Source organism: Flavobacterium caseinilyticum (assembly GCF_004349085.1).
Lineage (GTDB): Bacteria > Bacteroidota > Bacteroidia > Flavobacteriales > Flavobacteriaceae > Flavobacterium > Flavobacterium caseinilyticum.
Genome location: NZ_SMFM01000002.1, coordinates 448,725 through 474,715 on the forward strand (window position 1 = coordinate 448,725; position 25,991 = coordinate 474,715).

The 25,991-nt window shown below is 32.3% G+C and carries 28 protein-coding genes; 23 read left to right on the forward strand and 5 right to left on the reverse strand.

The genetic code is table 11. The annotated features are described in order from the left end of the window. Positions 1–5: 5 nt before the first annotated feature. The 10 genes from E0F89_RS06595 (at position 6) to E0F89_RS06640 (ending at position 8,761) form a co-directional block, all read left to right on the forward strand. Positions 6–1,019 (forward strand): cytochrome c, encoded by a 1,014-nt coding sequence (locus E0F89_RS06595; RefSeq protein WP_131909023.1) that lies wholly within the window; start codon positions 6–8, stop codon positions 1,017–1,019. A gap of 5 nt (positions 1,020–1,024) precedes the next feature. Continuing rightward, positions 1,025–1,285: a hypothetical protein gene (locus E0F89_RS06600; RefSeq protein ID WP_131909024.1), complete on the forward strand. Its 261-nt coding sequence runs from the start codon at positions 1,025–1,027 to the stop codon at positions 1,283–1,285. Position 1,286: 1 nt separating this feature from the next. Next, on the forward strand, positions 1,287–1,685 hold the full coding sequence (locus tag E0F89_RS06605; protein WP_131909025.1) for a cytochrome C: 399 nt from the start codon (positions 1,287–1,289) through the stop codon (positions 1,683–1,685). 7 nt (positions 1,686–1,692) lie between these two features. Then, positions 1,693–2,577, forward strand: a complete 885-nt coding sequence (locus E0F89_RS06610; protein WP_131909026.1) for a helix-turn-helix domain-containing protein — start codon at positions 1,693–1,695, stop codon at positions 2,575–2,577. A gap of 79 nt (positions 2,578–2,656) precedes the next feature. Beyond that, a complete protein-coding gene (locus tag E0F89_RS06615) occupies positions 2,657–3,055 on the forward strand; it encodes a DUF983 domain-containing protein (protein WP_131909027.1) in 399 nt (132 codons plus the stop codon). Positions 3,056–3,061: 6 nt separating this feature from the next. Continuing rightward, on the forward strand, positions 3,062–4,414 hold the full coding sequence (locus tag E0F89_RS06620) for a cytochrome ubiquinol oxidase subunit I (protein ID WP_131909028.1): 1,353 nt from the start codon (positions 3,062–3,064) through the stop codon (positions 4,412–4,414). Positions 4,415–4,435: 21 nt separating this feature from the next. Further along, entirely contained in the window at positions 4,436–5,473 is a 1,038-nt protein-coding gene (gene cydB, locus E0F89_RS06625; RefSeq protein WP_131909029.1) for a cytochrome d ubiquinol oxidase subunit II, read from the forward strand. 51 nt (positions 5,474–5,524) lie between these two features. Continuing rightward, positions 5,525–6,121 (forward strand): class I SAM-dependent methyltransferase, encoded by a 597-nt coding sequence (locus E0F89_RS06630; protein WP_131909030.1) that lies wholly within the window; start codon positions 5,525–5,527, stop codon positions 6,119–6,121. Positions 6,122–6,297: 176 nt separating this feature from the next. Continuing rightward, the gene (locus E0F89_RS06635) at positions 6,298–6,618 is read left to right on the forward strand and encodes a hypothetical protein (RefSeq protein ID WP_131909031.1); all 321 of its coding nucleotides are present in this window, start codon (positions 6,298–6,300) and stop codon (positions 6,616–6,618) included. A gap of 34 nt (positions 6,619–6,652) precedes the next feature. Further along, positions 6,653–8,761: a TonB-dependent receptor domain-containing protein gene (locus tag E0F89_RS06640; protein WP_131909032.1), complete on the forward strand. Its 2,109-nt coding sequence runs from the start codon at positions 6,653–6,655 to the stop codon at positions 8,759–8,761. A gap of 196 nt (positions 8,762–8,957) precedes the next feature. Here the strand turns inward: E0F89_RS06640 and E0F89_RS06645 are convergent, their stop codons facing one another. From E0F89_RS06645 to E0F89_RS06665, 5 genes are all read right to left on the reverse strand, one after another. Further along, on the reverse strand, positions 8,958–11,198 hold the full coding sequence (locus tag E0F89_RS06645) for a TonB-dependent receptor (RefSeq protein WP_165929994.1): 2,241 nt from the start codon (positions 11,196–11,198) through the stop codon (positions 8,958–8,960). 416 nt (positions 11,199–11,614) lie between these two features. After that, on the reverse strand, positions 11,615–12,067 hold the full coding sequence (locus E0F89_RS06650; protein WP_131909034.1) for a methyltransferase family protein: 453 nt from the start codon (positions 12,065–12,067) through the stop codon (positions 11,615–11,617). 10 nt (positions 12,068–12,077) lie between these two features. After that, the gene (locus E0F89_RS06655) at positions 12,078–13,658 is read right to left on the reverse strand and encodes an NADP-dependent glyceraldehyde-3-phosphate dehydrogenase (protein WP_131909035.1); all 1,581 of its coding nucleotides are present in this window, start codon (positions 13,656–13,658) and stop codon (positions 12,078–12,080) included. A 30-nt stretch (positions 13,659–13,688) separates the two neighbouring features. Further along, complete coding sequence (locus tag E0F89_RS06660) at positions 13,689–14,666, reverse strand: c-type heme family protein (RefSeq protein ID WP_131909036.1); 978 nt, start codon at positions 14,664–14,666, stop codon at positions 13,689–13,691. A 640-nt stretch (positions 14,667–15,306) separates the two neighbouring features. Further along, complete coding sequence (locus E0F89_RS06665) at positions 15,307–16,050, reverse strand: substrate-binding domain-containing protein (protein ID WP_131909037.1); 744 nt, start codon at positions 16,048–16,050, stop codon at positions 15,307–15,309. Positions 16,051–16,411: 361 nt separating this feature from the next. On the opposite strand from E0F89_RS06665, the gene E0F89_RS06670 reads away from it, so the two are divergent. From E0F89_RS06670 to E0F89_RS06730, 13 genes are all read left to right on the forward strand, one after another. Further along, positions 16,412–17,056, forward strand: coding sequence for a peroxiredoxin (locus tag E0F89_RS06670; RefSeq protein ID WP_131909038.1), 645 nt, complete (start codon positions 16,412–16,414; stop codon positions 17,054–17,056). 229 nt (positions 17,057–17,285) lie between these two features. Next, on the forward strand, positions 17,286–18,701 hold the full coding sequence (locus tag E0F89_RS06675) for an MBL fold metallo-hydrolase (protein WP_131909039.1): 1,416 nt from the start codon (positions 17,286–17,288) through the stop codon (positions 18,699–18,701). Between the two features lie 126 nt (positions 18,702–18,827). Continuing rightward, on the forward strand, positions 18,828–19,490 hold the full coding sequence (locus E0F89_RS06680) for a carbonic anhydrase (protein WP_131909040.1): 663 nt from the start codon (positions 18,828–18,830) through the stop codon (positions 19,488–19,490). Positions 19,491–19,584: 94 nt separating this feature from the next. Next, positions 19,585–20,976 (forward strand): MBL fold metallo-hydrolase, encoded by a 1,392-nt coding sequence (locus E0F89_RS06685; protein WP_131909041.1) that lies wholly within the window; start codon positions 19,585–19,587, stop codon positions 20,974–20,976. Between the two features lie 31 nt (positions 20,977–21,007). Continuing rightward, positions 21,008–22,417 carry an MBL fold metallo-hydrolase gene (locus E0F89_RS06690; protein WP_131909042.1) on the forward strand — a complete coding sequence of 470 codons (1,410 nt, stop codon included), beginning with the start codon at positions 21,008–21,010 and terminating at the stop codon, positions 22,415–22,417. Continuing rightward, positions 22,377–22,769, forward strand: coding sequence for a rhodanese-like domain-containing protein (locus E0F89_RS06695; RefSeq protein WP_243699491.1), 393 nt, complete (start codon positions 22,377–22,379; stop codon positions 22,767–22,769). Before E0F89_RS06690 ends, E0F89_RS06695 begins: the two co-directional genes overlap by 41 nt. A 132-nt stretch (positions 22,770–22,901) precedes the next feature. Further along, a complete protein-coding gene (locus E0F89_RS06700; protein ID WP_243699492.1) occupies positions 22,902–23,072 on the forward strand; it encodes a rhodanese-like domain-containing protein in 171 nt (56 codons plus the stop codon). A 160-nt stretch (positions 23,073–23,232) separates the two neighbouring features. Next, positions 23,233–23,688, forward strand: a complete 456-nt coding sequence (locus E0F89_RS06705; RefSeq protein ID WP_131909043.1) for a DinB family protein — start codon at positions 23,233–23,235, stop codon at positions 23,686–23,688. 9 nt (positions 23,689–23,697) lie between these two features. Then, on the forward strand, positions 23,698–23,913 hold the full coding sequence (locus tag E0F89_RS06710; RefSeq protein ID WP_072944145.1) for a hypothetical protein: 216 nt from the start codon (positions 23,698–23,700) through the stop codon (positions 23,911–23,913). Further along, positions 23,900–24,205, forward strand: coding sequence for a thioredoxin (trxA, locus tag E0F89_RS06715; RefSeq protein ID WP_131909044.1), 306 nt, complete (start codon positions 23,900–23,902; stop codon positions 24,203–24,205). Before E0F89_RS06710 ends, trxA begins: the two co-directional genes overlap by 14 nt. 452 nt (positions 24,206–24,657) lie before the next feature. After that, the gene (locus E0F89_RS06720) at positions 24,658–24,846 is read left to right on the forward strand and encodes a YgaP family membrane protein (protein ID WP_131909045.1); all 189 of its coding nucleotides are present in this window, start codon (positions 24,658–24,660) and stop codon (positions 24,844–24,846) included. Continuing rightward, entirely contained in the window at positions 24,843–25,148 is a 306-nt protein-coding gene (locus E0F89_RS06725) for a DUF202 domain-containing protein (protein WP_131909046.1), read from the forward strand. The genes E0F89_RS06720 and E0F89_RS06725 overlap by 4 nt, the downstream gene beginning before the upstream one ends. A gap of 188 nt (positions 25,149–25,336) precedes the next feature. Then, positions 25,337–25,909, forward strand: a complete 573-nt coding sequence (locus tag E0F89_RS06730) for a TlpA family protein disulfide reductase (RefSeq protein ID WP_131909047.1) — start codon at positions 25,337–25,339, stop codon at positions 25,907–25,909. Positions 25,910–25,991 lie beyond the last annotated feature (82 nt).

The following is a 25,991-nucleotide window of genomic DNA, read 5'->3' on the forward strand; positions in this document are numbered from 1 at the left end:
TAACGATGAGTCTATTTCACGAACATAAGAAACTCTTTTCACTTGCTACAATTCTGTTTGGTACACTAACGCTTTTTGTTGCCGTTCTGCCATCACAGTACAATCAAGAAAATAATGCCCCTTTATACGGAAGTATTCCGCTTACTAAAGAGCAAGAAGCCGGAAGGCAAATTTACATTCGCGAAGGATGTGTCGGGTGTCACTCGCAACAAGTTCGAAATGTAGATATGGATAAAACTTGGGGTGACAGGCCCGGGATAGCAGCTGACTATGCTCTAAGTACGCGAAAAAGTATCTGGCAAAATGCAGGAACTTTGATGGGCACAGAACGAACCGGTCCGGATTTAACCAATATTGGTGTAAGACAACCGAGTCAGGATTGGCATTTGGTTCATTTATACAACCCAAGGACTGTAATGCCTCAATCCATTATGGCACCTTATCCCTGGTTATTTGAAATTAAATCAAAAGCAGAAAAAGGGGATATAAAAGTGAATGTGCCTAGTGAATTTATGCATGGTAAAATTGGAGATGTAATAGCTACTGAAGAGGCATTAAATTTAGTAGCGTACCTTCAATCATTAAAACAAGTAAAATTACCCGATGGTACTCCTAATCCAGATTTTCTTTATAAAAAAGAGAAAAAAGAAACAAATAGTACAACAGGTGCTGGTACAAAGGAATTAGATGGTGCAGAATTATATGCTGCCCAATGTATGAGTTGTCATCAGCAAAATGGCGAAGGTCTAAAAGGTGCTTTTCCTCCTTTAAAAGGAAGTAAAATAGTATTAGATGATAATCCTGAAATTATGGTAGGTATCATAATGAACGGCTATGACGCCAGAGAAGATTACGGAGTAATGCCAGCAGTAGGAACTAACGGAAATTTAAAAGCCGAAGAAATTGCAGCTATAATGAACCATGAGAAAACAAATTGGGGAAATACAGCTAAAAAGGTAACTCCGGAACAAGTACAAAAACTAATGGATCTTGCAAAATTAAGTGCTCCTAAACAATAAGTAAAATGAAAAAGTCTCTATTTTCTATTCTGTTTTTAATGCTGTCAATAGCAACTTATGCCTGTCCAATGTGTGAAAAACAGCAACCCAAAATTTTAAGAGGTATTGCACATGGTGCTGGACCGGAAAGTAATTTGGACTATGTTATTGTATGGACCATGGTGGCAACCGTTTTTGTTACCTTATTTTTCGCCATAAAATATTTGGTGAAACCAAAAGAAACCGATGCAAATCATATAAAAAGAACCGTTATAAATTTCGAATAAAATGGACAGTAAAAGCAAAATAATTATATTTGTAGATGATGAAATTCAACCCATCGGAGAATTTGATGCACCTGTAAATTTTGAGTTAGATACTCGAAAACTGACTGATGGTTTACACCAACTAAAAATAATTAGTAAGGATCCATCTGGTAAAGAAGGCATCCGAATAATTCCTTTTACAGTTCGAAACGGACCGGCAATTACCCTTGATGGATTAAATGACAATGATATTGTTGATGGAATTTTACCTATGATGATCAATGCTTATGGAAAAGGAAACCAAAAACAATTTTTAATTTTCGGAAGCGAAACACCTAAAAATGTTCCCTCTTGGTTGTGGGCAGCCATAATTGTTTTTGTTGCTTGGGCAATTTATTTTATAATAACATCTTTAGGATAATTAAATTATGAGTGAAATTAAAAATATCAAATGTAGTGAAGTGACACAAAATGAATTAAAGTTTGCCGTTTACCATACTTCTGATTTTTTACCTTTTATGCAAAAATTAAATATTCCACACCGTCATAATTATTACATGATTTTGCTCAATGAAAAAAATACAGGTTCACAATTGATTGACTTTAAAGAATCTCCTATCGAACCCCTATCAGTTACTTGTATGCATTATGGACAAATTCATCAATGGTTAGATTATGACAAAATTGAGGGGTATATATTAGTATTCGAAAGTGATTTTTTTGCACTTCGCTATCAAAACTATCAGTTAAGCGAATTTTCTTTTCTCACCTATCGCCATAAGCAACCCTATTTAAAAATTGCTGTCGAAAAATTTGATCGGTTAAAATCAATTGCAATATGGATGTTAAATGAATATAATGGCAATGAAACCGATTATGAGAAAAGCCTGCGTTCGTTGCTTAATTTATTATTAATTGATTTAAACCGATTGTTTGAACCTATACCTAAAAATACTGAATTCAGTCAATCGTTACAACTCGTTCATCATTTTGAAGAACTAATAGATAAATATTACAAACAAAAACACTTTGTAAAAGATTATGCTTCCATAATGTACATTCGCCCCAATTACCTTAATTCCGTTTGCAATGATGTGGTAAATATATCAGCCGGGGAATTAATTAGAAATAGAATCCTATTAGAAGCCAAGCGATTACTCATTCATGAACAAAAAACAGTCGCTGAAATTGCTTATGAATTAGGCTTTGAAGACAACTCCTATTTTGGACGTTTCTTCAAGAAATATGAAAACATAACTCCTGATGCATTTAAGCGTAAGTTTATTAACACAAGTCAATTCTATCAAATTTAAAATCAACTATTTCTTGTTAAGTAACTATTATCACATACTATATTTCCTTTAAAAACTATTTTTGATAAAAATTTAAAATATGCTTCAATTCTTAAAAAATATATTTTCATTCAAATGTCCCCGATGTCACAAAGGAAACTTATTCATAAACAAATGGTATAATATCACCAATGGCAATAAAATGGTTGAAAAATGTTCCGTTTGTGGGCAGCGTACGGAATTAGAACCCGGGTTTTATCAAGGCACCGGTTATGTCAGTTATGGATTAACGGTTGGCATATCAATTGTAACTTTTGTAGCATGGATTGCTGCAACTGGTTATGGTTTTAAAAATAAAGAAGTTTTGTGGTGGTTCCCACTCAATGTTTTACTTCTTATCGTACTGCAACCTTGGTTAATGCGTTTATCAAGAGTTTTGTGGTTGACCCTATTTTTTCATGGTGATGATAAATTTCACCCCAATAATACTAAAAAATAATTACTTATGGACGTAGAGATTCTTGCTCGAATTCAGTTTGCTTTCACCATTGCTTTTCATTATATCTATCCCCCTTTAAGCATTGGTATCGGTTTGATTATGGTGCTTATGGAAGGACTTTACCTTAAAACGGGAAATAAAGAATATGAGATTTTAACGCGCTTTTGGATTAAAATATTTGCACTAACATTTGGTATTGGTGTGGCTACAGGTATTATCATGGAATTTGAATTTGGTACCAACTGGGCCGTATATTCAAGATTTGTAGGTGATATTTTTGGTAGTGCTTTAGCTGCCGAAGGTTTATTTGCATTTGGTTTAGAAAGCACCTTTCTTGGTGTCTTGCTTTTCGGATGGAATAGAGTAAAGCCTTGGGTTCATTTTGTCTCTACATTAGGTGTTTTTTTAGGTTCCATGTTTTCCGCTGTTTGGATTGTAGTCGCTAATTCGTGGCAACAAACACCCGCAGGATTCCACATCGTAGGTGAAGGATTAATGGCGCGTGCCGAAGTAACTGATTTTTGGGCCATGGTGTTCAATCCCTCAAGTGTAGACCGAATAATCCATACCTGGCAAGGAGCTATTTTGGCGGGAGCATTTTTGGTCTTAAGTGTACATGCTTATTATATCAGAAAAGGACGTTACATCGAAATTTCTAAAAAAGCATTTAAAATATCGCTTGTTGTAGCAACTATCTTTTCTTTAGGTCAGTTAGTCTCAGGACACAGTTCAGCTGATGGCGTAGCGGTAAACCAACCCGCAAAATTAGCGGCAATGGAAGGGCATTTCGAAAAATCAGCACCAGCGGACTTGTATCTTTTGGGTTGGGTTGATAAAGAGAAACAAAAAGTTACCGGGATTGGTATTCCAGGCGGGCTGTCGTTTTTAGTGCACCAAGATTTTAAAGCGCCGATTACAGGGTTAAATAGTTTTCCGGTGGAAGACCGACCAAGCCAAATCAATGCTGTTTTTCAATTTTATCATATTATGATTGCAATTGGTATGACTTTAATCGCATTATCATTGTTTGCTTGTTTTATGTGGTGGCGTGGAAAATTATTTGAAACAAAATGGTTGTTGTGGATTTTTTCTTTTGCTGTAATTTTACCTCAAATCGGCAATCAAGTAGGATGGTTTGCAGCCGAGATGGGCAGACAACCTTGGGTAGTTTATGGTCTGTTACGAACCGATAAAGCTTTTTCACAAGAAGTTACTTCCAGTCACATCCTCTTTTCTTTAATCTTATTTTTGGTGGTTTATACGATCCTATTTGTTTTATTTATCTACATGGTAAACAAAAAAATCAAACACGGCCCTTATGAAGAAGCTCAGAAACCTGTAAATTTTACAACCATTTAAAAAACTTAAAAATTATTAATTATGGAATATTTTTTAGGAGTTGATTATCCTACTTTATGGTATTTAGTTATAGGGCTTTTATTTTCAGGTTATGCCATTTTAGAAGGGTTTGATTTTGGAGCCGGTGCCTGGCATCTATTTTTAAAAAAAGATTTAAGTCGCAGAGTTGCTATAAACGCCATTGCTCCGGTTTGGGATGCTAATCAAGTATGGCTTGTCATAGGTGGTGGCGCTTTATTTGCTGGATTTCCGGTAATGTACGCTACAATGTTATCCGCAATGTATGTTCCGTTTATGCTCTTTTTAATGTTTAATGTACTCCGTGCCGCAGCTATCAAATTTAGAAGTGCCGAAGAGATGCTTTGGTGGAGAAAAACTTGGGATTATGTATACAGTGTCTCAAGTATTATGATTTCATTTTTGTTAGGTGTTGTTTTAGGTAATATTTTACAAGGTTTTGCATTGGGACCAAATCATACATATCAAGGAGGCATGTTTTTCTCTTTTCTTAGTCCATACGCAATTATGGTTGGCTTGACTACTTTATCACTATTCATGACGCAAGGTGCTATTTATCTGTTATTAAAAACCGAAGGAAGACTCCATGCAAGACTTACTTTCTTACTGAAGAAGGGAATGATATTTTTTATTATAAGCTTCGGAATGACCACACTTTATACCTTAGTTTTTATACCAGAAGTTACCGAAAATTTCAGAGCAAATCCACTTTATTTCGTTGTTCCGATAGTGTCTTTTTTGGCAGTAGCTAATGTTCCGCGTTTAGCGTCAAAAAAGCGTTATATGTTGGCATTGGTTTTCTCCTCTTTGACAATGGCGTTTTTGCTTGTTCTGGTTGCTTTACAATTGTATCCAACGTTATTAATTTCTACAATCGACCCAAAGTACAGCGTAACCATTTACAATGCGGCTTCATCACAAAAATCATTAGGAATCATGTTGACTATTGTAGTAATTGGAACACCGTTACTTGCAGCCTATTTTATCTTTTTGTACCGAACATTCAATGGAAAAGTAAAACTGGATGATACCAGTTATTAATTAAAAATAGCATTTGATTTTAATCCATAAAAAAATAAAGAATACACAAATATGAAAAATTTTTGGAATGACCGATACAGCGAAAAAGAATATGTCTATGGAGAAGAACCTAATGTTTTTTTCGCTGAACAACTCCAACAGTTAGCTCCCGGAAAAATCATTCTACCCTGCGAAGGCGAAGGAAGAAATGCAGTTTATTCTGCAGGCAATGGATGGGAAGTACATGCTTTTGATACCAGTATAATAGGAAAATCAAAAGCAATACAATTAGCTGCTCGTAAAGAGGTTTCCATTAATTATACGATTGAAGATGCTGTCTCGGTAACTTACGAGAAAAATAGTATTGATGCAGTTGCTTTTATCTATGCGCATTTCCCTGCGTCAATTCGAAAAAAAATACACCAAAAAGCAATCACTTGGTTGAAGCCCGGAGGCAAAATTATAATAGAAGCTTTTACTCCTGAACAATTGCAAAACAACTCTGGTGGACCTAAAGAAGTATCGATGCTGTATACCAAAGAAATGTTGCTTGAAGATTTTGAAGAATTAACCTGTGATGTAATCGAAACACAAAGTGTAGCATTAAGCGAAGGTGAATTTCATAAAGGCAAAGCAGCTATTATACGCTTCATTGGAACCAAAAAATAAAGAAACTAAAATGAATCATTGAACGTGATTTATATCACATTTTACAATAAAACTATACTTTAAATTTGTTCAAGATTACAAAAATCTCTTGTTAACTCACTTCTCTTTTGAAAACAGTACTGAAATATATATTTTTAACGGTATTTTTAATATCTATTTTATTTTATAATTTAAGAATGACTTATTCTATTCTTGATTTTTCATTAAATAATACTGACTTTACCGAAAAATATTGCGAAAACAAGGATAAACCAATCTTGAAATGTAATGGAAAGTGTGCTTTGGCAAAAATAGCGAAAGCAGCTGAAAACCAAAATCCTGATAAAGATATTAGTATTGAAAAAGAAATAGTACTCTTTTTTCAACCCATCGAAATTATTGAATTCAAATTGTTTATTGCAATAAAAAATAACATCCAAACAAAATGTAAGCTGCATAATTTCAATAGTTTTGGAAATAATTTTCACCCTCCACAAAACTTTTTTTCATTTTCGTAAATTAAAAAAATCCTATCAATTTTAAAACTTTAAAATGAAAAATACATTCATTGTGGCTTTGCTATGGTGTTCTGTTGTATCTTTTGGACAAACCAAAGAAACTACAAACAAGCAAGATACAGTAAACAAAAAAACGATATTATTAAATGAGGTTATCGTTACCGGAAACACAAAAACGGACCCAACACTTACTATCGTAAAACAAGATTACAAGGAAAAAGTAGTCCAACCAAAAAATGCAGGGGAATTATTCAGTGATATCAACGGTTTTTCTTTGATTAAAAGAGGAAGCTATGCCGTAGATCCCGCTTTTAGAGCAAGTCAGTACGAACAGTTAAATGTCCAGTTCGATGGTGGAACCAAAGCATCGCACGCCTGCCCCAACCGAATGGATCCGATTACCACATTAGTAAATCCTGAGGAAGTCAGCAAAATAGAAATTATCAAAGGTCCCTTTTCGGTTCGCTATGGAAATACTTTTGGAGGAGTCGTAAATTTAGTGACTAGAAACGCTAAGGATAGTGATAAAAAAGTATCCGGTTCCTTATCTTCTGGTTATGAAAGCAATGGCAATTCACTAGTAAACATGCTACATTTAGCCGGAAACTTTGGCAAATTTGATATATCTGGAAATCTGAGTTATCGAGATTATGGGAATTATAAAGATGGTGACGGTACCGAAATCCCCTCTTCTTTTAAAAGTACCAGCTATGGCCTAAAAGTAGGCTATAATTTTACTGATAATCAAAGATTACAAGCCAATTTTCGTCAGAATTTTGGAAGAGATGTTCTTCATGCCGGATTGTCTATGGATACTGACATTGATGACAGCTCCATTGGAAGTTTAGATTACAAATGGATAAGCGACAGTAAAATATTCAAAGGATTATCTGCTAAGGTCTATTATTCATTTGTAGATCACTTGATGAGTAATACAAGAAGAGCTGCTTATGCCAGTACCGAAGCGTCTTCTGCAGTAAATGCCACGACTTACGGAGGAAAACTGGAAGCAGAATGGAATTTTACTGAACGTTGGAAACTTTTCACTGGTCTTGATATGGTTAACATTTCTCGTGAAGGCGGACGAGATCGACTGGTGAAAAGAAATATGGCGGGCATGGTATTACCTACTCCAATGGCTTATTATGACAAAGTGTGGCAAGACAGTTACAATAATACTTTTGGAACCTTTGCGGAAGCTAAGTGGTTTGCTTCTGAAAAATCAATTTTCAATATAGGGGCAAGAATAGATTTTGTTACTTCTGAAGCAAGGGATCTAGATCCTAATTTTGCTGCATTGTATCCAAATTTAGAACAAAGAAATGAGGCTAACTTCAGCGGAACCATTTCGTATAAAAGATTACTTTCTCCAGATTATACTTTGGAAATTGCCTACGGGAGAGGAACTCGTGCTGCCAATATTGAGGAGCGTTATATTTCCTATTTCAATATCGGTCGTGACCCTTACGAATACATTGGAAATCCAAATCTAAAAGCGGAAACCAATAATCAGTTTGAATTAGGTTTGACAGGAAAAGAAACTATTTCCGGTTTTTTTGAACAAATAAAATTCGGAAGTTCCATTTACTATTCTATCTATGAAAATTATATTATGGGAGTGGTTGATGAAACCTTAATTAGAAAATACAACCCTACTACTCCACCTATCCATCCAAAAGTTTTTAGAAATATTGAAAATGCTTTCAAAACAGGATTCGAAGTCTTTGGGGATATAAAATTTGCAAAGTATTTTAATTTCCTGACAGAAGTCGCCTATGTTTACACAGAGAATAAAGACTATAAGGAGAGTTTACCCCTTACACCGCCTTTGGTAACCCGATTGAAACTTGGTTTTGAAAAGGACATTTTTTGGGCAGCAATTCATTATACATTGACTGCTGCGCAAAATAAAATCTCAAAATCCTATGATGAAATTCCAACTTCAGGATATGAAATCATGGACATAAAAGTGGGTTTTACTCCTATAAAAGACCTAAATCTAGGAATGGGAATATTGAATCTTTTTGACAAACAGTACAACAATCATTTAAGTTATGCTTTCAACGGCCAAACTGGATTTTCAAGAACTCCAATAACCGAAATAGGACGGAATTTTACCGTTTTTGTGAATTATACATTTTAAGTATCATGACCAATGAAACAGTAAAAAATTAATTTAATAAAAAAGTCCCTGTTCTGCGTTTACAATCAACGTATTCAGGGATTTTTTCTATTAATTGTTGTTCTTCATGGTTAATTTTAATGTTATAAAACTAATATTAATATGTGCTAATAAACAACTTGTAAAAACGATACTATTAACATCTGATTTTTAGAAATTAATTCAAAACCTGGAAAGGAATTATTACTGTAAAACTTATATCACGACCTTGATTATAAAAATATAATGATTTTAATGTCGATAAATGATCGTAATAACCAATGTCAAAAATATTGTTTCCTGCAAGTGTTATTGTCAATTGTTGTTTACCAATTTTCATCATAGTATTAATGCTCAAATTAGTTAAAGTATAACCTTCCGATTGAATTTCTTTATAACCAAAATTTGGCTGATTGAAAGCCGTTAAAAAAACAATTTTTAAGTTTGGCTTCAGAAAAACCCCTAACTTTTCTTTCTCAAATTTAAGTTCGTATCGCAGTTTCTGAGCTGGAATAAACGGTAGGTTTTCATTATTACCTTTCTCTCCTCTCACATAGGAGTAGCTGCTTTCAAAATGCAACCAAGGCATCTTTTCTGTATGAATATGAATACCAGCTTCACCTCCATATAGGTTGGCATTGGTTTGCAAATAGTTAAACTTTTCGATGTTTTGTGGCGTATAAGTTCCTGTTGGTGAATAATAGATATAATTTTCTATTTTGTTATAGAAACCAGCAAGATCAAACGAAATTAATTTTCCGTGATAATGTGTACTCAAATCGGCTTGGTAGGCATCTTGACTTTTAAGATTTATATCGCCTGTTTCAAAACGGTTACCGTGAATTCCGTTTGAGGTTAATTCTGCAAGATTCGGGCTTCTAAATGCTTTTGCAAAATTTGCTCTAACCATAAACTTGTTGTTAATTTTGTAAGTTGAACCCAACGATGCACTATAATCAGAAAACGTATTCGATTTGGCACTTTTGTAGGTTACTGGTGTTGTTGGAACTCCCAATTCGAATGCGTCAAATTTATTTATATCATAACGGAAACCTCCTTGAATACTATATTTATTAGAAATTTCTGTTTGAAACAAACTTAAAAAACCAATGTTATTTGAATTAGCATCTTGCAAAAATTTTTGCAATCTATTTTCTAAATTTCTATTAGTTTGATTTAAACCCTGAACTCCTAAAATAAAATTTGTTTTGTCAGAAAAAGCATAAGTTGCTTTACTCTCATAAGTGATGGTTTTAAGCTGCATTTCTGCTTTTGGAATATCATTATCTGTATATCCTATTCGGTCTGCCAGCTGGTAAGACCCATTTAAAGAGACTTTTATTTTATTGAAAAATAAATTATTTTCAGTTGCCGCTATTTGATGTTTCAAATCTTGAGAATAAATACCAACATTATCTCCTTGAGAAGTAATAAGCGGAATTACTGGTGCTAAAACTAACCCTAGATCTTGTTTGAAATAATCATAAAAAACTTTAAAAGTTCCTAATTTACCAGTTGTACCAAGGTTTACTTTTACACTTGTTTCGTTAAAACGAGAATTGGGAACAAATGTTTTATTAGCCTGTAAATAATCCTCGTGCTGTTTATTATTTACTCTAAAACCTCCAAAAAATGAATTTGATGCTCCTTTCATTCCCAAACTATTGCTATAACCTCTAGTGTTTGAAAAATATTGTCCACGATAATCTCCTGAAATTGTTCCTGCTGCCGCTGGTTTTTCTTTAATAAAATTAAGCACACCTCCTATTGCATCAGACCCATAAAGTAATGACGACGGACCTTTGATAACCTCAACTCTATCTACACCATTTTCGTCAAGACCCAATGGATGGTTTTCGCTATATTGATAATTTTCCATCCTGAAACCGTTATTTAGAACTAGAATGTTATTCATAGACAAACCTCTAATTACTGGTTTAGAAATTCCTTGACCTTTAGAAATCATATCTACGCCTGGAATTTTAGTCAAACTTTCCATAAAATTAGGTGTTCCAGATGAGGCAATATCTTTATTTTTTAACAAGTCAATTTTTATTGCATTTTGATGTTGTGATGAAATATATCCACCAGAAATAACAACTTCATCAAGTTCCATTAGAGCTTCTTCGAGTTTTAATTTAATAATGTTTTCAGCATTTTTAAGATTTATTGTAAATAATTTAGATATATATTGGGGATGGGAAATTTGTATTTTGACAAAACCTTTTGGTAGGTTTTGGAAAGAGAATTTTCCTCTTTCATCGCTAGTTTCGGTTTTGTTTAGCTCTGGTAAATAAATAGTTGCACCAGGAATTCTAGCACTTTCAAAATCAATAACTTCTCCATAGATGGTTGTGTTTTGAGCATTTGCTTTTACGAAAAGAAACAACACAAAGAAACATATAATGATATTTTTCATTTTTTTTTGATATAATTTTTTGATAAATGAGTACAAAGCATTAATGTCCAAAGTCATATAGACAATCAACAGTATACTTTTTTGGATTTAAAATAATTATACCATATTTGGCGGTCCTCGTGAAAGAAATGAAAATTTGAGGCTATTTGTAAGAGAGATTACAAGATAATTTTCATTAAAATAATATTTTGTTTCAGATGAATTAATCTCGTATAAAAAACCAAATGTTGTAAATACAGATAATACAAAATGTTCAACAGGACATTTTTCTTTAAAGGAATGAAATCGGGTTTCCTCAGAATACTTATGATTTAATGAATGGTCGTGATAAAGATCATCAATAATTTTAACCGAAATTGGGGTTAAAAAAATAAACAATAATAAAAATACAGATATGTTTTTGATATTATTTTTCATTAAAACAATCTTACAAAAAACTTCCCAGTTTTGTGTTTATATTCAACGTATTCAGGGAATTTTTTTATTAATTGTTGTTCTTCATAGTTAGTTTTAATATGAAAAAGCAGCATTAACAATACTGAAATACACAATTTATAAATGGAATTTTGATAAACACTATATCCTATTAACATAAAAATTATTCCAGTATAAATGGGATGTCTAACCAGTTTATACAATCCGTTTTGAATTAAAATGGCCCTATCTCTTGGTGTTGGAAAAGGTGATAAATTTTTATTTATTTGCAATAGTGCAAATATTAAAATTAGGGTTCCTAAACCCGAAATGAAAAGTCCCCCTTTTTGAACAATAAAAGAAAACCCCAAAGAACCATCGACTACTAGTGTATAAAATACAAAAAGCAGCAATTGAATACTAACAAATAAAATGTCTTTAGGGTTTATTTTCATTCTATAAATATTATAAAATATAATCAGTATTTATAAAATTTGATTGTTTGCTATTAAGCAATTCTTGTAAAATTTCGTTGTTGTATTCGTTGTCTTTCGATGCTACAAAAGTTCTTATTGAAAAAGCCCGTAAAGCATCGTGAATACTCAATGTTCCTACTGCTGAATTCTTTCGACCGGTAAACGGAAAAACATCGGGACCACGTTGGCAAGAACTATTCAAGTTAACACGACAAACTAAATTTACCAAGGTATCAATTAGCGGAGCGATAGTTTTGATGTCTTTACCAAACAAACTTACTTGTTGACCATAATCAGAAGCCGCCATATCATCCAATGGTTCTTGGATATTTTTGAAGGTCATAATTGGAACTACTGGTCCAAATTGTTCTTCTTCATATAATCGCATTTGTTTATTAATTGGATACAATACCGCCGGGAATATAAAATTATCAGTTGTTTCTCCACCTTTTTTATTAATGATTTTTGCTCCTTTGTTAGTTGCATCTTCAATTAGCTCTTGAATATAGGCCGGTTTTTCTTTTTCTGGTAATGGTGTTAAAAATACTCCTTTCTCCCAAGGATTTCCAAAGCTTAATTCATCTACTTTTTGAGCAAAACGTTTGTTGAATTCTTCGGCTACGTCTTCGTGAACATATAATATTTTTAAAGCGGTACATCGTTGTCCATTGAACGACAACGAACCAGCAATGCATTCAGAAAGTGCTAAATCTAAATTTGCATCCGCCAAAATAATAGCTGGATTTTTAGCTTCTAATCCTAAAATAAGACGTAATTTATTTTTGTTGGGATGTAAATCTTGTAAGGCAATTGCCGATTTACTATTACCAATTAATGCCAAAACAGAAACTCTTCCTGATTTCATTATTGGCGAAGCTACTTCACGACCACGACCATACAAAATATTGATGACTCCTTTAGGGAAACTACTTTGAAAAGCAGTTAATAATGGTGACAACAATAAAACTCCATGTTTTGCAGGTTTAAAAATAACAGGATTTCCCATTATTAATGCTGGTATAAGTAGTGTAAAGGTTTCGTTTAATGGATAATTATAAGGACCAAGACATAAAACAACTCCTAACGAACTTCTTCTAATCATTGCATTAATACCTTGTACTTTTGAAAACTTTGCGCCACGGCTATTTAATTCCTTATAGCTTGCAATTGTGTCATAAATATACTCAACAGTTCTATCAAATTCCTTTTCGCTATCAGATAATGATTTTCCTATTTCCCACATTAAAAGTTTTACGACTTCACTTCGTGTTGCTTTCATTTGAATAACAAAATCTTCCATACATTTTATTCTGTCTGCCACTTTCATTGTTGGCCAAATCCCTTGTCCATTAGCATAGGCTTTGTCAGCAGCATCAATGGCTTCAATAGCTTGTACTTCATTCATAAAAGGAATTGTTCCTAAAAATGTAGGTGCATAATCCGCTGTTGAAGAAATGGTCGAATAAACATCTGATGTTTCGCCTGTCCATTTTTTCAGTTCGCCATCGACTAAATAAGTATTTTGAATAAGCGGCGTGGTAATTTCAAACTCAGTTGGTATAGTTTTCATAGTTGCAATTTTAAAGTTAATATCTTATATCTATTTTTTATCAAAAGTGATACTCCAAATACCTCTAACTTGGTTTTCAGAATATCCTATAGCTAAATCTTTTGGATATAATTTTAATGTTTTTACTCTAACTTCTGGATTAATATTTTCTGGAGTTCCGTGACATTGCAAACACATTGTATTTGTGGTTATTGGATAATAAAATTGTACTTTATTTCCTTTTTCAATAATAGTGGGTTTAGCTTCTTGATTTATAGCTACCTGTATTTTATATTTTTTGATAATGAGAAGCTCTTCGCTATTGGCTTTATTATTTGGATTTCTGTATTTGTCGGAAACTCTTTTTATGGCTGCATTATGTACTATTGCCATACTATCTGTCAATGGTATAGCTTTTATGGTACAAAATTCTAGGGCATTGATAGGTCCTTTTTTATTAATAGCACCCATCAAGTTTTTTCCTAAAATTTTCTGAGTAGATAAAGCATACCCTAAGCCAATTTCTTCATAAGATTTTTGCTTTTTAATGCTAACGGCTTTTTTTCCAGTTTGTACGAAATCTCCAAAACCTTTTTCCTTCCAATGATCTTTAAACCAAATTGGTTCTTCAATTTGATAATCATACATATATTCGGCAATTTCCTCAACTACTCCTTCAGGAAATTGTTGTGCTGGCATAACTCCAAATCGTTTCACAGCACTATTTAGTTTTGCATTAGTCACAGATGGATGCGTTGTAAATGAAATAATTTGTGAAACAAAATCATCTTTAGAAATTTCATTAGCTAAATAATGTGCCTTTATTGCAATCATTGGTGGTGCAATTCTACCTTCACTTTCAGGCATCTGTACGCTATGACAATCATAACAATGAGTTTCTAATAATTTTTTTCCTGAATAATTATCATTAATTTCAACAACTTTGTTTGTTAAAGTTCTATAATTCTCGTTTTTTTTATTGCACGAAATTAGTATTAATGGTAGGAGTAATAGTAGTAATGGTTTCATATAGATTATATAATATGTGTAAACCTATATAGAATTACCATCGTATATTGTAACTTTAGTCACATAGAATATAACTTTTTCATGAAAAACAGAAAATTTATAGACTACAATTTTCTTGGGGGATTAAGATTAGTATTATTTTCAAACTTTAGAAAATACATAATACAACGTTTGGTTAGTTAATATGAAGTATGATTACTATCAAATAGTATAGGTCAAATTATTTAATATTGCTTATTTTTATTTTGTAAATAAAACGGAATAAGTATAACAATAAGACTCATAAAAAGAAAATAAAAAAGACTATTGTCACTAGTTTTTTTCTTTTTTACGTCTTTTAATTTTTTACAGAAATAAAGATAAAAAACATCATGTTATTAGTAGTAATCTGATCCAAAAGATAAGTTGTGATTTATAAAACTTGTTCCCTTCTAATTACTAAGATGCAAAGCGTCATTACCAATAGACAAAAAACCAAAAGGTTCTCCAATGTTCTGAGACATATTATTTGCCGTTTTACAAAATAATTTTTTCTGTATGAAATAATATCAAAAGTACGTGGATCTAATTATCAGACGTCATTTTATTATTTTTACAATAGAAGAAAAATAGTCCTCAATTATTTTATTATTCTAGCTAATTATTCCCATCCCCATTTTTTAAATATAGTATGCCCTTCATTTGAAAGCATAAACTCAATAAATAACTGTGCCTCTGCCTTTTGTATAGTAAGAGTAGTTATTGCAATAGGAGTGCCTCTATAAACCGTATTTCTGACAGGAATCTTAACTAACGTCGAGACATCTTTTAATCTAAAATACCATGATGCATAACTAATAAATGCATCGTAAGTATTATCTTCTTTCCATGCTTTAATAGCCATTGCTGTATTAGGGAAAGATTTGTAAATATTTTTTTGAATTCCTCCTATTAGATTTTGCCTGCCAGCTAAATCTTCCCACATACCTAATTGCCCTGCACCATTCACATCTAAAATTCGAATACCTTCTTTAGTCAAGTCTTTTAAGGAAGTAATATTTTTAGGATTATTTGGACGTACTAAAATTGCTGCGCCTCTTTTATATAATTCCGTTCGTGTAGCGGTATCAATTAAACCTTCATGCTGCATAGTAAATTGTGTAAGCATATACTCTGATCCTCCAAAAATTAGATCAGCATTTTGTTTAGCTCTTTGAATCCATTCCACTTCGGGACCTGCTTTTACTTTTACAGGAATAGAAGTTTTATTTGAAAATATTTTTGCACATTCCTCTATTGCAGCTGCTGGACCGCCGGGGCCATAAACATACAATGTATCCGTTTGAGCTCTTAGTATACTAGAAAAACCAATCAATATAACTACAATAAAATACCTGACTTTCATATTACAATATTTTTATATTTCTATTTTTTTTTTAAATTCTAAATCAAATTACAGTAGATTCAAAACCAAACTCACTATAAACAACCAAATGTAGAATTTTATTTTTTAAACCCTAAATTACTTAATACAATTTATTATTGATTGAATATTATTTTTAAATAGTATAGAGCAGATTACTAATGCATTTCTAATTCTCATTTAAAAACTTACAATAAATTTAAAAAATCAACATATAAATAAAATCTATTATAAAAAAAAATATAATATTTTTTTTCTATTTAATGTGACTAATGTCACCTTTAGTAACATTTATCTAAATTATCTTTGCATCAGTAAATTAATAATCAAAAATAATAACATCATGGAAGACAAAGTATTTTTAATGCCAAGAATTGGTGACATGGCTCCCGATTTTGAAGCGGTAACAACAACGGGAAAATTAAAATTTTCAGAATACAATAAAGGTAGTTGGGTTGTTTTTTTTTCGCATCCTGCAGATTTTACACCAGTTTGTACAACAGAAATGAGTGGTTTTGCTTTAGAAAAAGATTTTTTTGCAGCGCATAATACCAAACTGATGGGTTTGAGTATTGACAGTATCCACTCGCACATTGCTTGGGTAAATGCAGTTCATGAAAAAACAGGCGTTTTATTTGAATTCCCGATAGTTGCCGATATTAGTATGGAGGTTTCAAAATTATATGGAATGCTACAACCAGGAGAAAGTGAAACTGCAGCCGTTAGAGCCGTTTTCATCATGGATCCCGAAGGAAAAGTACGTTTAATCATGTACTACCCATTAAATGTTGGTAGAAATATGGCAGAGATTAAACGCTCTCTATTAGCTTTACAAACCTCTGATGAGCATAAAGTAGCCATGCCTCTAGATTGGCAACCGGGAGATAAAGTAATTATTCCGGCTCCTAAAACTGTTGAAGCTTTAGCCGAAAGAAAGAAAAGTGATTTAGAAATGGTTGACTGGTATTTAGCCAAAAAATCGCTATAAAGAATTCTAATAATTTTTCTACTAAGACCATCCTTGTGATGGTCTTTTTTGTACATATTAAATAAAAATATACTGCTTAATTTTTCTCTGTGATTTTTGTCACATACCATATTTACTGATATAATAGTTATTTTTTCATGATAATTATCAGTTTGAATACTAAAAGTGTCCTATAAATTTGCCCTAATCTTATAAATCTAAAAGCACCATTAATTCAAAAAACTTGATTATGAAAATCGAACAAATTTACACAGGATGTATTGCTCACGCAGCTTATTATATTGAAAATAATGGTGAAGCCGCAATTTTTGATCCTTTACGAGAAGTACAACCGTATATTGATAGAGCATTTAAAGACAATGCCAAAATTAAATATGTGTTTCTTACTCATTTTCACGCTGATTTCGTTTCAGGGCATTTGGATTTAGCAAACAAAACTAATGCGAAAATTGTCTATGGACCAACAGCAAAACCAGCTTATGAAATTATTTCTGCCGAAGATGGACAAATTTTTGAAATTGGAAACTATAAAGTAAAAGTGATCCATACTCCAGGACACACCATGGAAAGCACTACTTTTCTATTGATTGATGAAAACGGAAAAGAACACGGACTTATTACTGGAGACACACTATTTATTGGCGATGTTGGTCGTCCAGATTTAGCACAACATGTTATTGCTGATTTAACACAAGACAAATTAGCACGTCATTTATATAATTCTTTGCGAACTAAAATTATGCCTTTGTCAGATGATTTAATCGTATATCCAAATCACGGTGCGGGTTCGGCTTGCGGGAAAATGATGAGTAAAGAAACTACTGATACTTTGGGCAACCAAAAGAAAACAAATTATGCATTAAATCCAAAAATGACCGAAGATGAATTTGTTACTGCTGTTTTAACCGGATTAACGAATCCTCCAAGCTATTTTCCTGCCAATGTGTTAATGAATATTAATGGTTATGACAGTTTAGATGCTATACTTAAAAAAGCTAAAACACCATTAAATCCAACCGAATTTGAAGTAGCGGCAAACGAAACTAGAGCTTTAGTACTGGATACACGTGACGCATCTGAATTTGCTAAAGGATTTATTCCGAACAGTATTAACATTGGTTTAGATGGAAGTTTTGCGATGTGGGTGGGCGAAATGATTGCTGATATTAAACAAGAAATCTTATTAGTCACTGAAATTGGCAAGGAAGAAGAAAGTATGATACGTCTCTCCCGTATAGGATATGATCATACTATTGGCTATTTAAATGGAGGAATTAATGCCTGGAAAAAGGAAGGTTTTGAATTGGATATAGTAAACAGAATTACAGCAAAACAACTGGAGGAAGCTATTGATTTTGATGAAACACTTATTTTTGATGTCAGAAAGAAAAGCGAATTTTTATCCGAACATCTTATTGGGGCAATTAATGTTCCACTAAACGAAATCAACAATCACTTGGCAGAATTTCCAAAAGAGAAAAAATTCATTTTGCATTGTGCCGGTGGATATCGTAGTATGATTGCTGCATCAATTTTGAAACAAAGGGGTTGGGATAATTTTGTTGATGTTATTGGTGGCTTTGCCGAAATCAAAAACACCAATCTTTTAAAATCAGATTATGTTTGTCCAACAACACTGTTGTAAATAATTCATTGTTTTTTATTAAAAAGAGATTGTCTAAAAAAGGCAATCTCTTTTTTTGCTATGTGATATAAGTTACAATAAATACAAAATTCACAAGCTACTTTTGAAGAAATATTAGAAAGTAAAATGAGAAAAACAATCCTAGCAATTGCAATTTTAAGTATCACAATAGGTTGCAAGAAAGAAGAAATAGCAAACCCGATTGCTGAAAATCAAAAACCAATAGAGCAACTAATTTCAGGAAATCAACGTTTTATAAACGAAAAATCTATTCATCCGCATCAAGACAAAAAAACAGTGCTAAAAAACCAAAATGAACAACATCCTTTTGCTGTAGTGCTTACTTGTTCTGACAGTAGAGTTTCTCCTGAAGTATTATTTGACCAAGGATTAGGTGATTTGTTTGTCATTAGAAATGCAGGAAACTTAATTTCAGATATTGACATGGGAAGTATTGAGTATGCAGTAGAACATCTTGATGTAAAATTAATTGTTGTTTTGGGTCATACAGAATGTGGTGCCATTAAAGCCTATATTGCTGATAAAGATAATTTATATAAAAAACATTTAAGTCACATTGATGATATTGTAGAGACTCTTGCTCAGGAAAAAGAAGAACAAGAAGAAGAAAAAAAAATGCCGAAAGACCAAAATTTATTAGGCTCAATAAATGCTAACATTGCACATTCAACAAATTTAATCACACAAAATCCTATTGTAAAAGAGAAGCATCCAAAAATTGTATCCATGCGCTACGATGTTCATACTGGTAAAATAGTACAATTATAGTTATAAAAAGCTTGTGTAACATATGTCACAGTTTTTAATAAATGCAATACGTAATTTTGGTTTCTAATTAGTAATTAATCTAAAAATAAAAGATATGTTTTTTCAACACGTTTACGATAAAAGTTTAGCACAAGCCAGTTATTTTATTGGTTGTCAAAAAGCAGGAGTAGCAGCCGTAATTGATGCAAAAAGAGATGTAGATACCTATCTCGAAATTGCAAAGCAAAATAATATGAAAATTACTCATATTCTTGAAACACACATTCATGCAGATTTTCTTGCAGGATCAAGAGAATTAGCCGCTTTAACTGGAGCAGATATGTATCTTTCAGATGAAGGTGGAGAAGGTTGGGAATATGAATTCCCTCATATTGGATTAAAAGATGGTCAAAAAATAAAACTTGGAAATCTTATTTTAGAAGTCGTACATACACCGGGACATACTCCTGAAAGTATCAGTTTCCTTCTTACAGATACTCCTGCCAGCGATGAGCCAGTAATGCTTTTCACAGGGGATTTTGTATTTGTTGGTGATATTGGAAGACCCGATTTGCTAGAAAAAGCTGCTGGAGTTGTTGGTACAGCAGATGCTGGTGCTTTACAAATGTACCAATCTGTCCAAAAATTTAATACACTTCCCGACTTCATTCAAGTATGGCCTGGACACGGTGCGGGATCTGCATGTGGCAAATCTTTAGGATCAGTTCCAAGCACAACAGTGGGATATGAAAAAGTAAGAAATTGGGCATTTCAATATAAGCATGATGAAAAAGGTTTTGTAAAATATTTATTGACGGATCAGCCTGAACCACCAAAATATTTTGCAATGATGAAACACTTAAATAAAGTTGATCGTCCACTTTTGACAGCGGTTCCTAAATTAAGAAAGTTAAATCAAATAGAATTAACAGAAGCATTAGCAAAAGGAATCAAATTGATTGACGCCAGAGATAAAACTGAATTTTCAAAAGGATTTATACCGGGAAGCATCAATATTCAAGGCAATAATTCTTTTGCCACTTGGGCAGGATGGTTTCTAACTTATGAGGAACCTTTTATGATACTTGCTCCTGAGTCCCAATTAGATGATCTCACCAGAAAATTAATGCGAATTGGCCTTGATAACATTTATGGCTACATCCCTTCTACCGAGACTTATACCGGGAATTTGGATCAATCCCATTTCATTTCTCTTGAAGAACTAAAAGCATTAAAAGGGGATCCAAATGTTCAGATCGTAGACCTTCGTGGCGCTGCTGAATTTAATGCCGGTCATATAGAAGGAGCAGACAATGTTTTTGTAGGGACTATGGTGAATAATTTAGATAAAATAAGCAAAGACAAAAAAGTTGTAATCCATTGCCAAGGCGGTGATAGAGCTTCAATTGGTTATTCCCTATTAATAAAAAATGGGTATACGAATGTTTTAAATTATTCCCCAGGAATGAATGAATGGGTGAATGAAGGCAATCCGGTAATAGCATAATTAATAGCAGTACATTCAAATTAGAAATAAGATGAAAATAGAACAAATATATACAGGATGTTTAGCACAAGGAGCGTATTACGTGACCTCAAATGGCGAAGCAGCAATTATAGATCCACTACGTGAAACAGAACCTTATATGGAAAGGTTAGAAAAAGACGGAGTAAATTTAAAGTATATTTTTGAAACCCATTTTCATGCTGATTTTGTTTCGGGACATTTAGATTTGAGTAAAAAAACAGGTGCAAAAATTGTATATGGTCCCAATGCAAAGCCAGAATTTGAATTCATTTCGGCCAAAGACAATGAGGAATTTACAATTGGTACTATCAAAATAAAAGTATTGCACACTCCCGGTCACACTATGGAGAGTACGACCTACTTAGTGATCGATGAAAACGGAAAAGACCATGCTATTTTCTCTGGGGATACTTTATTTATTGGTGATGTAGGCCGTCCTGATTTAGCTCAAAAAGTGGCACATATGACGCAAGAAGAATTGGCTGCAGTATTATTCCATTCATTAAGAGACAAAGTAATGACGTTAGCTGATGATGTAATTGTATATCCAGCTCACGGTGCCGGTTCTGCCTGTGGAAAAAACATGAGTAAAGAAACTATTTCAACCATTGGCGAACAAAAAGCTACCAATTATGCTTTACGCGCTAATATGACGGAAACCGAATTTGTACAAGAAGTTACTGAAGGTTTGTTACCTCCCCCTGCCTACTTTGGTATGAATGTAGCTATGAATAAAACGGGAATTGAAAGTTTTGAAGAAGTATTCAATAATGGTATGAGAGGTATTAATGCAATAGAATTTGAAGGTGTAGTTGAAAAAACCGGAGCTTTAATTTTAGACACTAGAGATAATAGTGATTTTGCAAAAGGATATGTACCACAATCGATAAACATCGGTATTAATGGTGATTTTGCTCCTTGGGTAGGTTCTTTAATTGCTGATGTAAAACAACCGATTGTCTTAGTTACTGAAATAGGATTTGAAGAAGAAACAGTTACACGTTTAAGCCGTGTAGGTTTTGACAACTTACTTGGCCACTTAAAATATGGATTTCAAGCATGGAAACAATCAGGTTATGAAGTTGATAGCATCAACAGAATAACTGCAGAAAAATTTGAAAACGAAGTGAAAATTGGAGAAAGTAAAGTCATAGATGTACGCAAAAAAAGTGAATACGAAGCAGAACACGTCAATGAAGCTTACAGTCGTCCATTAGCATCTATAAACGAGTGGATAAAAGATATTAACCCAAAAGAACATTTCTACATGCATTGTGCCGGTGGATACCGTAGTATGATGGCTGCGTCAATATTACAAGCAAGAGGGTACAGGAATTTTTCTGAAATTGAGGGTGGTTTTGGAGCCATATCTAAAACAAATGTTCCTAAAACCGATTTCGTTTGCCAAAGCAAAGTTTAAAAATAATAAAAAAACAATCCTTGCAATAATTATGTTCAGAATACTAAAAAATATATTTTCAAAATCAGATAACTCTCAAATGGAAAACTTAATTAAAGAGGGTGCCTTACTTGTAGATGTCCGTACACCAGCAGAGTTTGCTGAAGGGAATGTAAAAGGTTCCATAAATATTCCTTTAGATCAAGTAGCAAATAAAATTGACCGATTTAAAGGAAAAAAATATATCATTGTTTTTTGTAGAAGTGGAAACCGTAGTGCTCAAGCTAAAACTATTTTAGAGCAAAAAGGCTTCAATAATATTACCAATGGTGGCACTTGGCAAGATGTTAACAACCTAATAAATAAAGGATGAATTTATTAAATAAAGGAATATTATTTTTATAAGCAATTTTATAGCTGCACAAAATACTCCAAATGTATTAACTCAAACCCTATCCCAAAAAGCAAAAACAACTGAACTAAAGAGAGTATTAAAAAAAGACCTTTGTTAATAGACGTTCGAACGCCTGATGAATTTGCTCAAGGCACTGTAAAAGGTGCAGTTAATATTCCTTTGGATCAAATACAAAATCAATTACCAAAGTTTAAAGGTAAAAAAACATCGTTGTTTTCTGTAGAACTGGTAATCGTAGTACTCAAGCTAAAGCAATTTTAGAGCAAAATGGTGTTACTAATATTACCAATGGTGTTACCTGGCAAGATGTAAATGCAATTATAAACAAATAAATAACAAATACCACGCGAAAATAGTTCAGTTTGAAACAGATTAATGCCTGTTTTTTAAATTGGACTATTTTTATTAAATACAAAAGTGTATGAAATCAACATTCAAAATTTGGGAAACTAACAGAAAACTACATATCGAATTTTTAGAACAATTTTCATTAGAACAACTCAATAAAACCCCCACTGGTTTCACAAATAATCTTATCTGGAACATTGGACATATTATAGCTACTCAACAAGGTTTAGTTTACAGATTATCCGGTTTACCTGTAACAATTTCAAAAGAATTTCACAACAAATATAAAATTGGAACATTCCCTACAAAACCAGCAACACAAGAAGAAGTAGATGAAATAAAAAGTCTATTACTATCTCATATTCAACAAACAAGAGACGATTATGAGAGCGGAAGATTTCTAAACTTTAAGGAGTATGTGACATCAATAGGTTTTCATTTGGCTTCAATAGAAGAAGCGATAAGTTTCAACAATTATCATGAGGCAATTCACCTTGGTTTTATGATAAATATCAAAAAATTTATTTAATTCAAAAGTATGCTAAATACAATGTTCACAAATTGGAGTTTCATTAGAGCCATTCGACTGATTCTGGGTATAATAGTAATCTCACAAGCTATATTTACCAAAAATTATTTATTCGTCATCCCGGGTGTTTTATTTACAGGCATGGCCCTTTTCAACACAGGATGTTGTGGCAGCAATGGTTGTGCTATTCCAAAATCAAAAAAACAGGGCTATGGAAAAGAGTAATTTTAAAGATACTATTCATTCAGAAAACCCAGTTCTAGTTGATTTCTTTGCCACCTGGTGTGGTCCTTGCCAAATGCTAACTCCTGTTTTACAACAAGTAAAAGACCGTCTGGGAAAACGCGTTACTGTAATCAAAATAGATGTTGATAAAAATGTTAAAATAGCAGCAAAATATAAAGTTCGTGGCGTCCCTACATTACTACTATTTCAAAATGGAAAGCAATTGTGGAGACAATCCGGTGTTTTGTCAACTGACGAAATAATAAATGTCATTTTAGAAAAAAGTAATTAAATAATATAAATAGCAGTTATCATTACTGAAATTGAAATAGTAATCAAAATTATTTCAAATATGTATTCTACCTAGATATAGACTGTATTCCTGCAACTTAATCACTACACAAAAACTGTTAATTCAACTTAAAATACTGGATTAAAAAAATATCTATTGTGAAATATAACTGTGAAATTTTAAAAATACGAAAAACTAAAAATAGTGTCGGTTAAAAAAATTATGGAAAAAATAAAAAAAATCCCAAAGGAATAATTTTTGCTGTAGTTATAGGACTATTTGTACTAGTAGTTTATAATTATTTTACTTTTTTTAATAGTATTCTATTAGAGATCACTCCATAATATAACTACAAAAATATTATAATTTGACACGATGTGACTTTTGTTACATAGATTTTTATTTTTACGAACTACTTTTATAAATATGAAATAGATTACTATGAAAAAAATATGGGTACTGTTGATAAAATCATTCGTTCTGCATGTGCTATTCTTGTTGGAGTACTATACTTTACCGGCTTAATTAATGGCACATTAGCAATTGTACTTGGAGCTTTTTCGGGTATTTTCATTCTAACATCGTTTGCCAGTTTTTGCCCTTTGTATTTGCCATTTGGAATAAATACACGAAAAAAATGAAAACCGATAACGCACTTAATAAAGATTTAATCTTAAGGGAAAGGTTAGCATTACAACGAACTATTTTAGCTAATCAATCTACTTTCTTGGCATTTTTAAGAACATCAATGTACTTCTTGATAGCAGGTTTGAGTTTGAGAAATTTATTGAAAATTGAAAATAGTCTAATTATAGAGATTTTACTTTTTATCACTTCTTTTGTGATTTTTGTATTTGGAACAATCAACTATTTCAAACATAAAATATCAATTTCAGAAAATAAAAAACATATTGGAGATTACCATCTAGAATATTATAAGTAATTCTATCCCATTTTTTTTTAACCTTATAAATATTTATAAAAATAATAATTAAAAAAAATGTTCCCTTTTTTACTCAAGAAATACTAAAAACATTAGTTGGCAGTAAGTCTATAATATTTGGGTTAAAAAATAAGAAATAATTAATAAAAAGATACTCAATAAAGATTCAGCAATTTATAAAGAAAGAAATGAACGGGAAAGTACAAAAAAAATCAACACTTCAAAATATTGCTTTAATAGCATTTTTAGCGCTACTACTATTCAGTCCTCTTGGCACCATAATAAAAGTACAACTAAATCGTATATTTGCTTTTTCGCCTTCAACGATTACTGAAACTGATCAAAAAAAACTTTCAAATTACCAATGGAAATTAAAAGACGCCACCGGAAAGATTGTGTTATTAGAAGCATATAAAGGAAAAATAGTATTCATTAATTTCTGGGCCACTTGGTGTCCTCCATGTATTGCCGAAATGCCAAGCATGCAGAAGTTATATGCTGACTACCAAGATAAAATTGTTTTTTTATTCGTCACGACTGATTCCTTCGAAAAAGCAAATACTTTTTTAATCAAAGAAAGTTTAGACCTTCCGGTATATCAATCTTTATCAGACCCTCCTTCAGAAATGGACTCGTCAACGATACCCGCTACTTATCTTATTGATAAACAAAACAATTTAGTTTTAGCAAAAATTGGTGCTGCTGATTGGAATAGTGATTCGTTTAGAAAAAAATTAGATAGTTTGCTGAAAAAAAATTAAAAATTAACAAGTAAAAAAACATTAAACTAATAAAACAGAATGATTGAATTTCAATGTAAATTAACTTTTCGGAGGAATTGAA

What these genes read in the sequence shown, in the direction of transcription:
- E0F89_RS06665 (WP_131909037.1), bottom strand. Translation starts at nt 16,050, where the DNA reads ATGAAAGTCAGGTATTTTATTGTAGTTATATTGATTGGTTTTTCTAGT.
- E0F89_RS06600 (WP_131909024.1), top strand. Translation starts at nt 1,025, where the DNA reads ATGAAAAAGTCTCTATTTTCTATTCTGTTTTTAATGCTGTCAATAGCA.
- trxA (WP_131909044.1), top strand. Translation starts at nt 23,900, where the DNA reads ATGGAAAAGAGTAATTTTAAAGATACTATTCATTCAGAAAACCCAGTT.
- E0F89_RS06730 (WP_131909047.1), top strand. Translation starts at nt 25,337, where the DNA reads ATGAACGGGAAAGTACAAAAAAAATCAACACTTCAAAATATTGCTTTA.
- E0F89_RS06595 (WP_131909023.1), top strand. Translation starts at nt 6, where the DNA reads ATGAGTCTATTTCACGAACATAAGAAACTCTTTTCACTTGCTACAATT.
- E0F89_RS06635 (WP_131909031.1), top strand. Translation starts at nt 6,298, where the DNA reads ATGACTTATTCTATTCTTGATTTTTCATTAAATAATACTGACTTTACC.
- E0F89_RS06645 (WP_165929994.1), bottom strand. Translation starts at nt 11,198, where the DNA reads ATGAAAAATATCATTATATGTTTCTTTGTGTTGTTTCTTTTCGTAAAA.
- E0F89_RS06610 (WP_131909026.1), top strand. Translation starts at nt 1,693, where the DNA reads ATGAGTGAAATTAAAAATATCAAATGTAGTGAAGTGACACAAAATGAA.
- E0F89_RS06655 (WP_131909035.1), bottom strand. Translation starts at nt 13,658, where the DNA reads ATGAAAACTATACCAACTGAGTTTGAAATTACCACGCCGCTTATTCAA.
- E0F89_RS06640 (WP_131909032.1), top strand. Translation starts at nt 6,653, where the DNA reads ATGAAAAATACATTCATTGTGGCTTTGCTATGGTGTTCTGTTGTATCT.
- E0F89_RS06605 (WP_131909025.1), top strand. Translation starts at nt 1,287, where the DNA reads ATGGACAGTAAAAGCAAAATAATTATATTTGTAGATGATGAAATTCAA.
- E0F89_RS06710 (WP_072944145.1), top strand. Translation starts at nt 23,698, where the DNA reads ATGCTAAATACAATGTTCACAAATTGGAGTTTCATTAGAGCCATTCGA.
- E0F89_RS06670 (WP_131909038.1), top strand. Translation starts at nt 16,412, where the DNA reads ATGGAAGACAAAGTATTTTTAATGCCAAGAATTGGTGACATGGCTCCC.
- E0F89_RS06720 (WP_131909045.1), top strand. Translation starts at nt 24,658, where the DNA reads ATGGGTACTGTTGATAAAATCATTCGTTCTGCATGTGCTATTCTTGTT.
- cydB (WP_131909029.1), top strand. Translation starts at nt 4,436, where the DNA reads ATGGAATATTTTTTAGGAGTTGATTATCCTACTTTATGGTATTTAGTT.
- E0F89_RS06695 (WP_243699491.1), top strand. Translation starts at nt 22,377, where the DNA reads ATGTTCCTAAAACCGATTTCGTTTGCCAAAGCAAAGTTTAAAAATAAT.
- E0F89_RS06615 (WP_131909027.1), top strand. Translation starts at nt 2,657, where the DNA reads ATGCTTCAATTCTTAAAAAATATATTTTCATTCAAATGTCCCCGATGT.
- E0F89_RS06690 (WP_131909042.1), top strand. Translation starts at nt 21,008, where the DNA reads ATGAAAATAGAACAAATATATACAGGATGTTTAGCACAAGGAGCGTAT.
- E0F89_RS06660 (WP_131909036.1), bottom strand. Translation starts at nt 14,666, where the DNA reads ATGAAACCATTACTACTATTACTCCTACCATTAATACTAATTTCGTGC.
- E0F89_RS06630 (WP_131909030.1), top strand. Translation starts at nt 5,525, where the DNA reads ATGAAAAATTTTTGGAATGACCGATACAGCGAAAAAGAATATGTCTAT.
- E0F89_RS06680 (WP_131909040.1), top strand. Translation starts at nt 18,828, where the DNA reads ATGAGAAAAACAATCCTAGCAATTGCAATTTTAAGTATCACAATAGGT.
- E0F89_RS06705 (WP_131909043.1), top strand. Translation starts at nt 23,233, where the DNA reads ATGAAATCAACATTCAAAATTTGGGAAACTAACAGAAAACTACATATC.
- E0F89_RS06675 (WP_131909039.1), top strand. Translation starts at nt 17,286, where the DNA reads ATGAAAATCGAACAAATTTACACAGGATGTATTGCTCACGCAGCTTAT.
- E0F89_RS06725 (WP_131909046.1), top strand. Translation starts at nt 24,843, where the DNA reads ATGAAAACCGATAACGCACTTAATAAAGATTTAATCTTAAGGGAAAGG.
- E0F89_RS06685 (WP_131909041.1), top strand. Translation starts at nt 19,585, where the DNA reads ATGTTTTTTCAACACGTTTACGATAAAAGTTTAGCACAAGCCAGTTAT.
- E0F89_RS06620 (WP_131909028.1), top strand. Translation starts at nt 3,062, where the DNA reads ATGGACGTAGAGATTCTTGCTCGAATTCAGTTTGCTTTCACCATTGCT.
- E0F89_RS06650 (WP_131909034.1), bottom strand. Translation starts at nt 12,067, where the DNA reads ATGAAAATAAACCCTAAAGACATTTTATTTGTTAGTATTCAATTGCTG.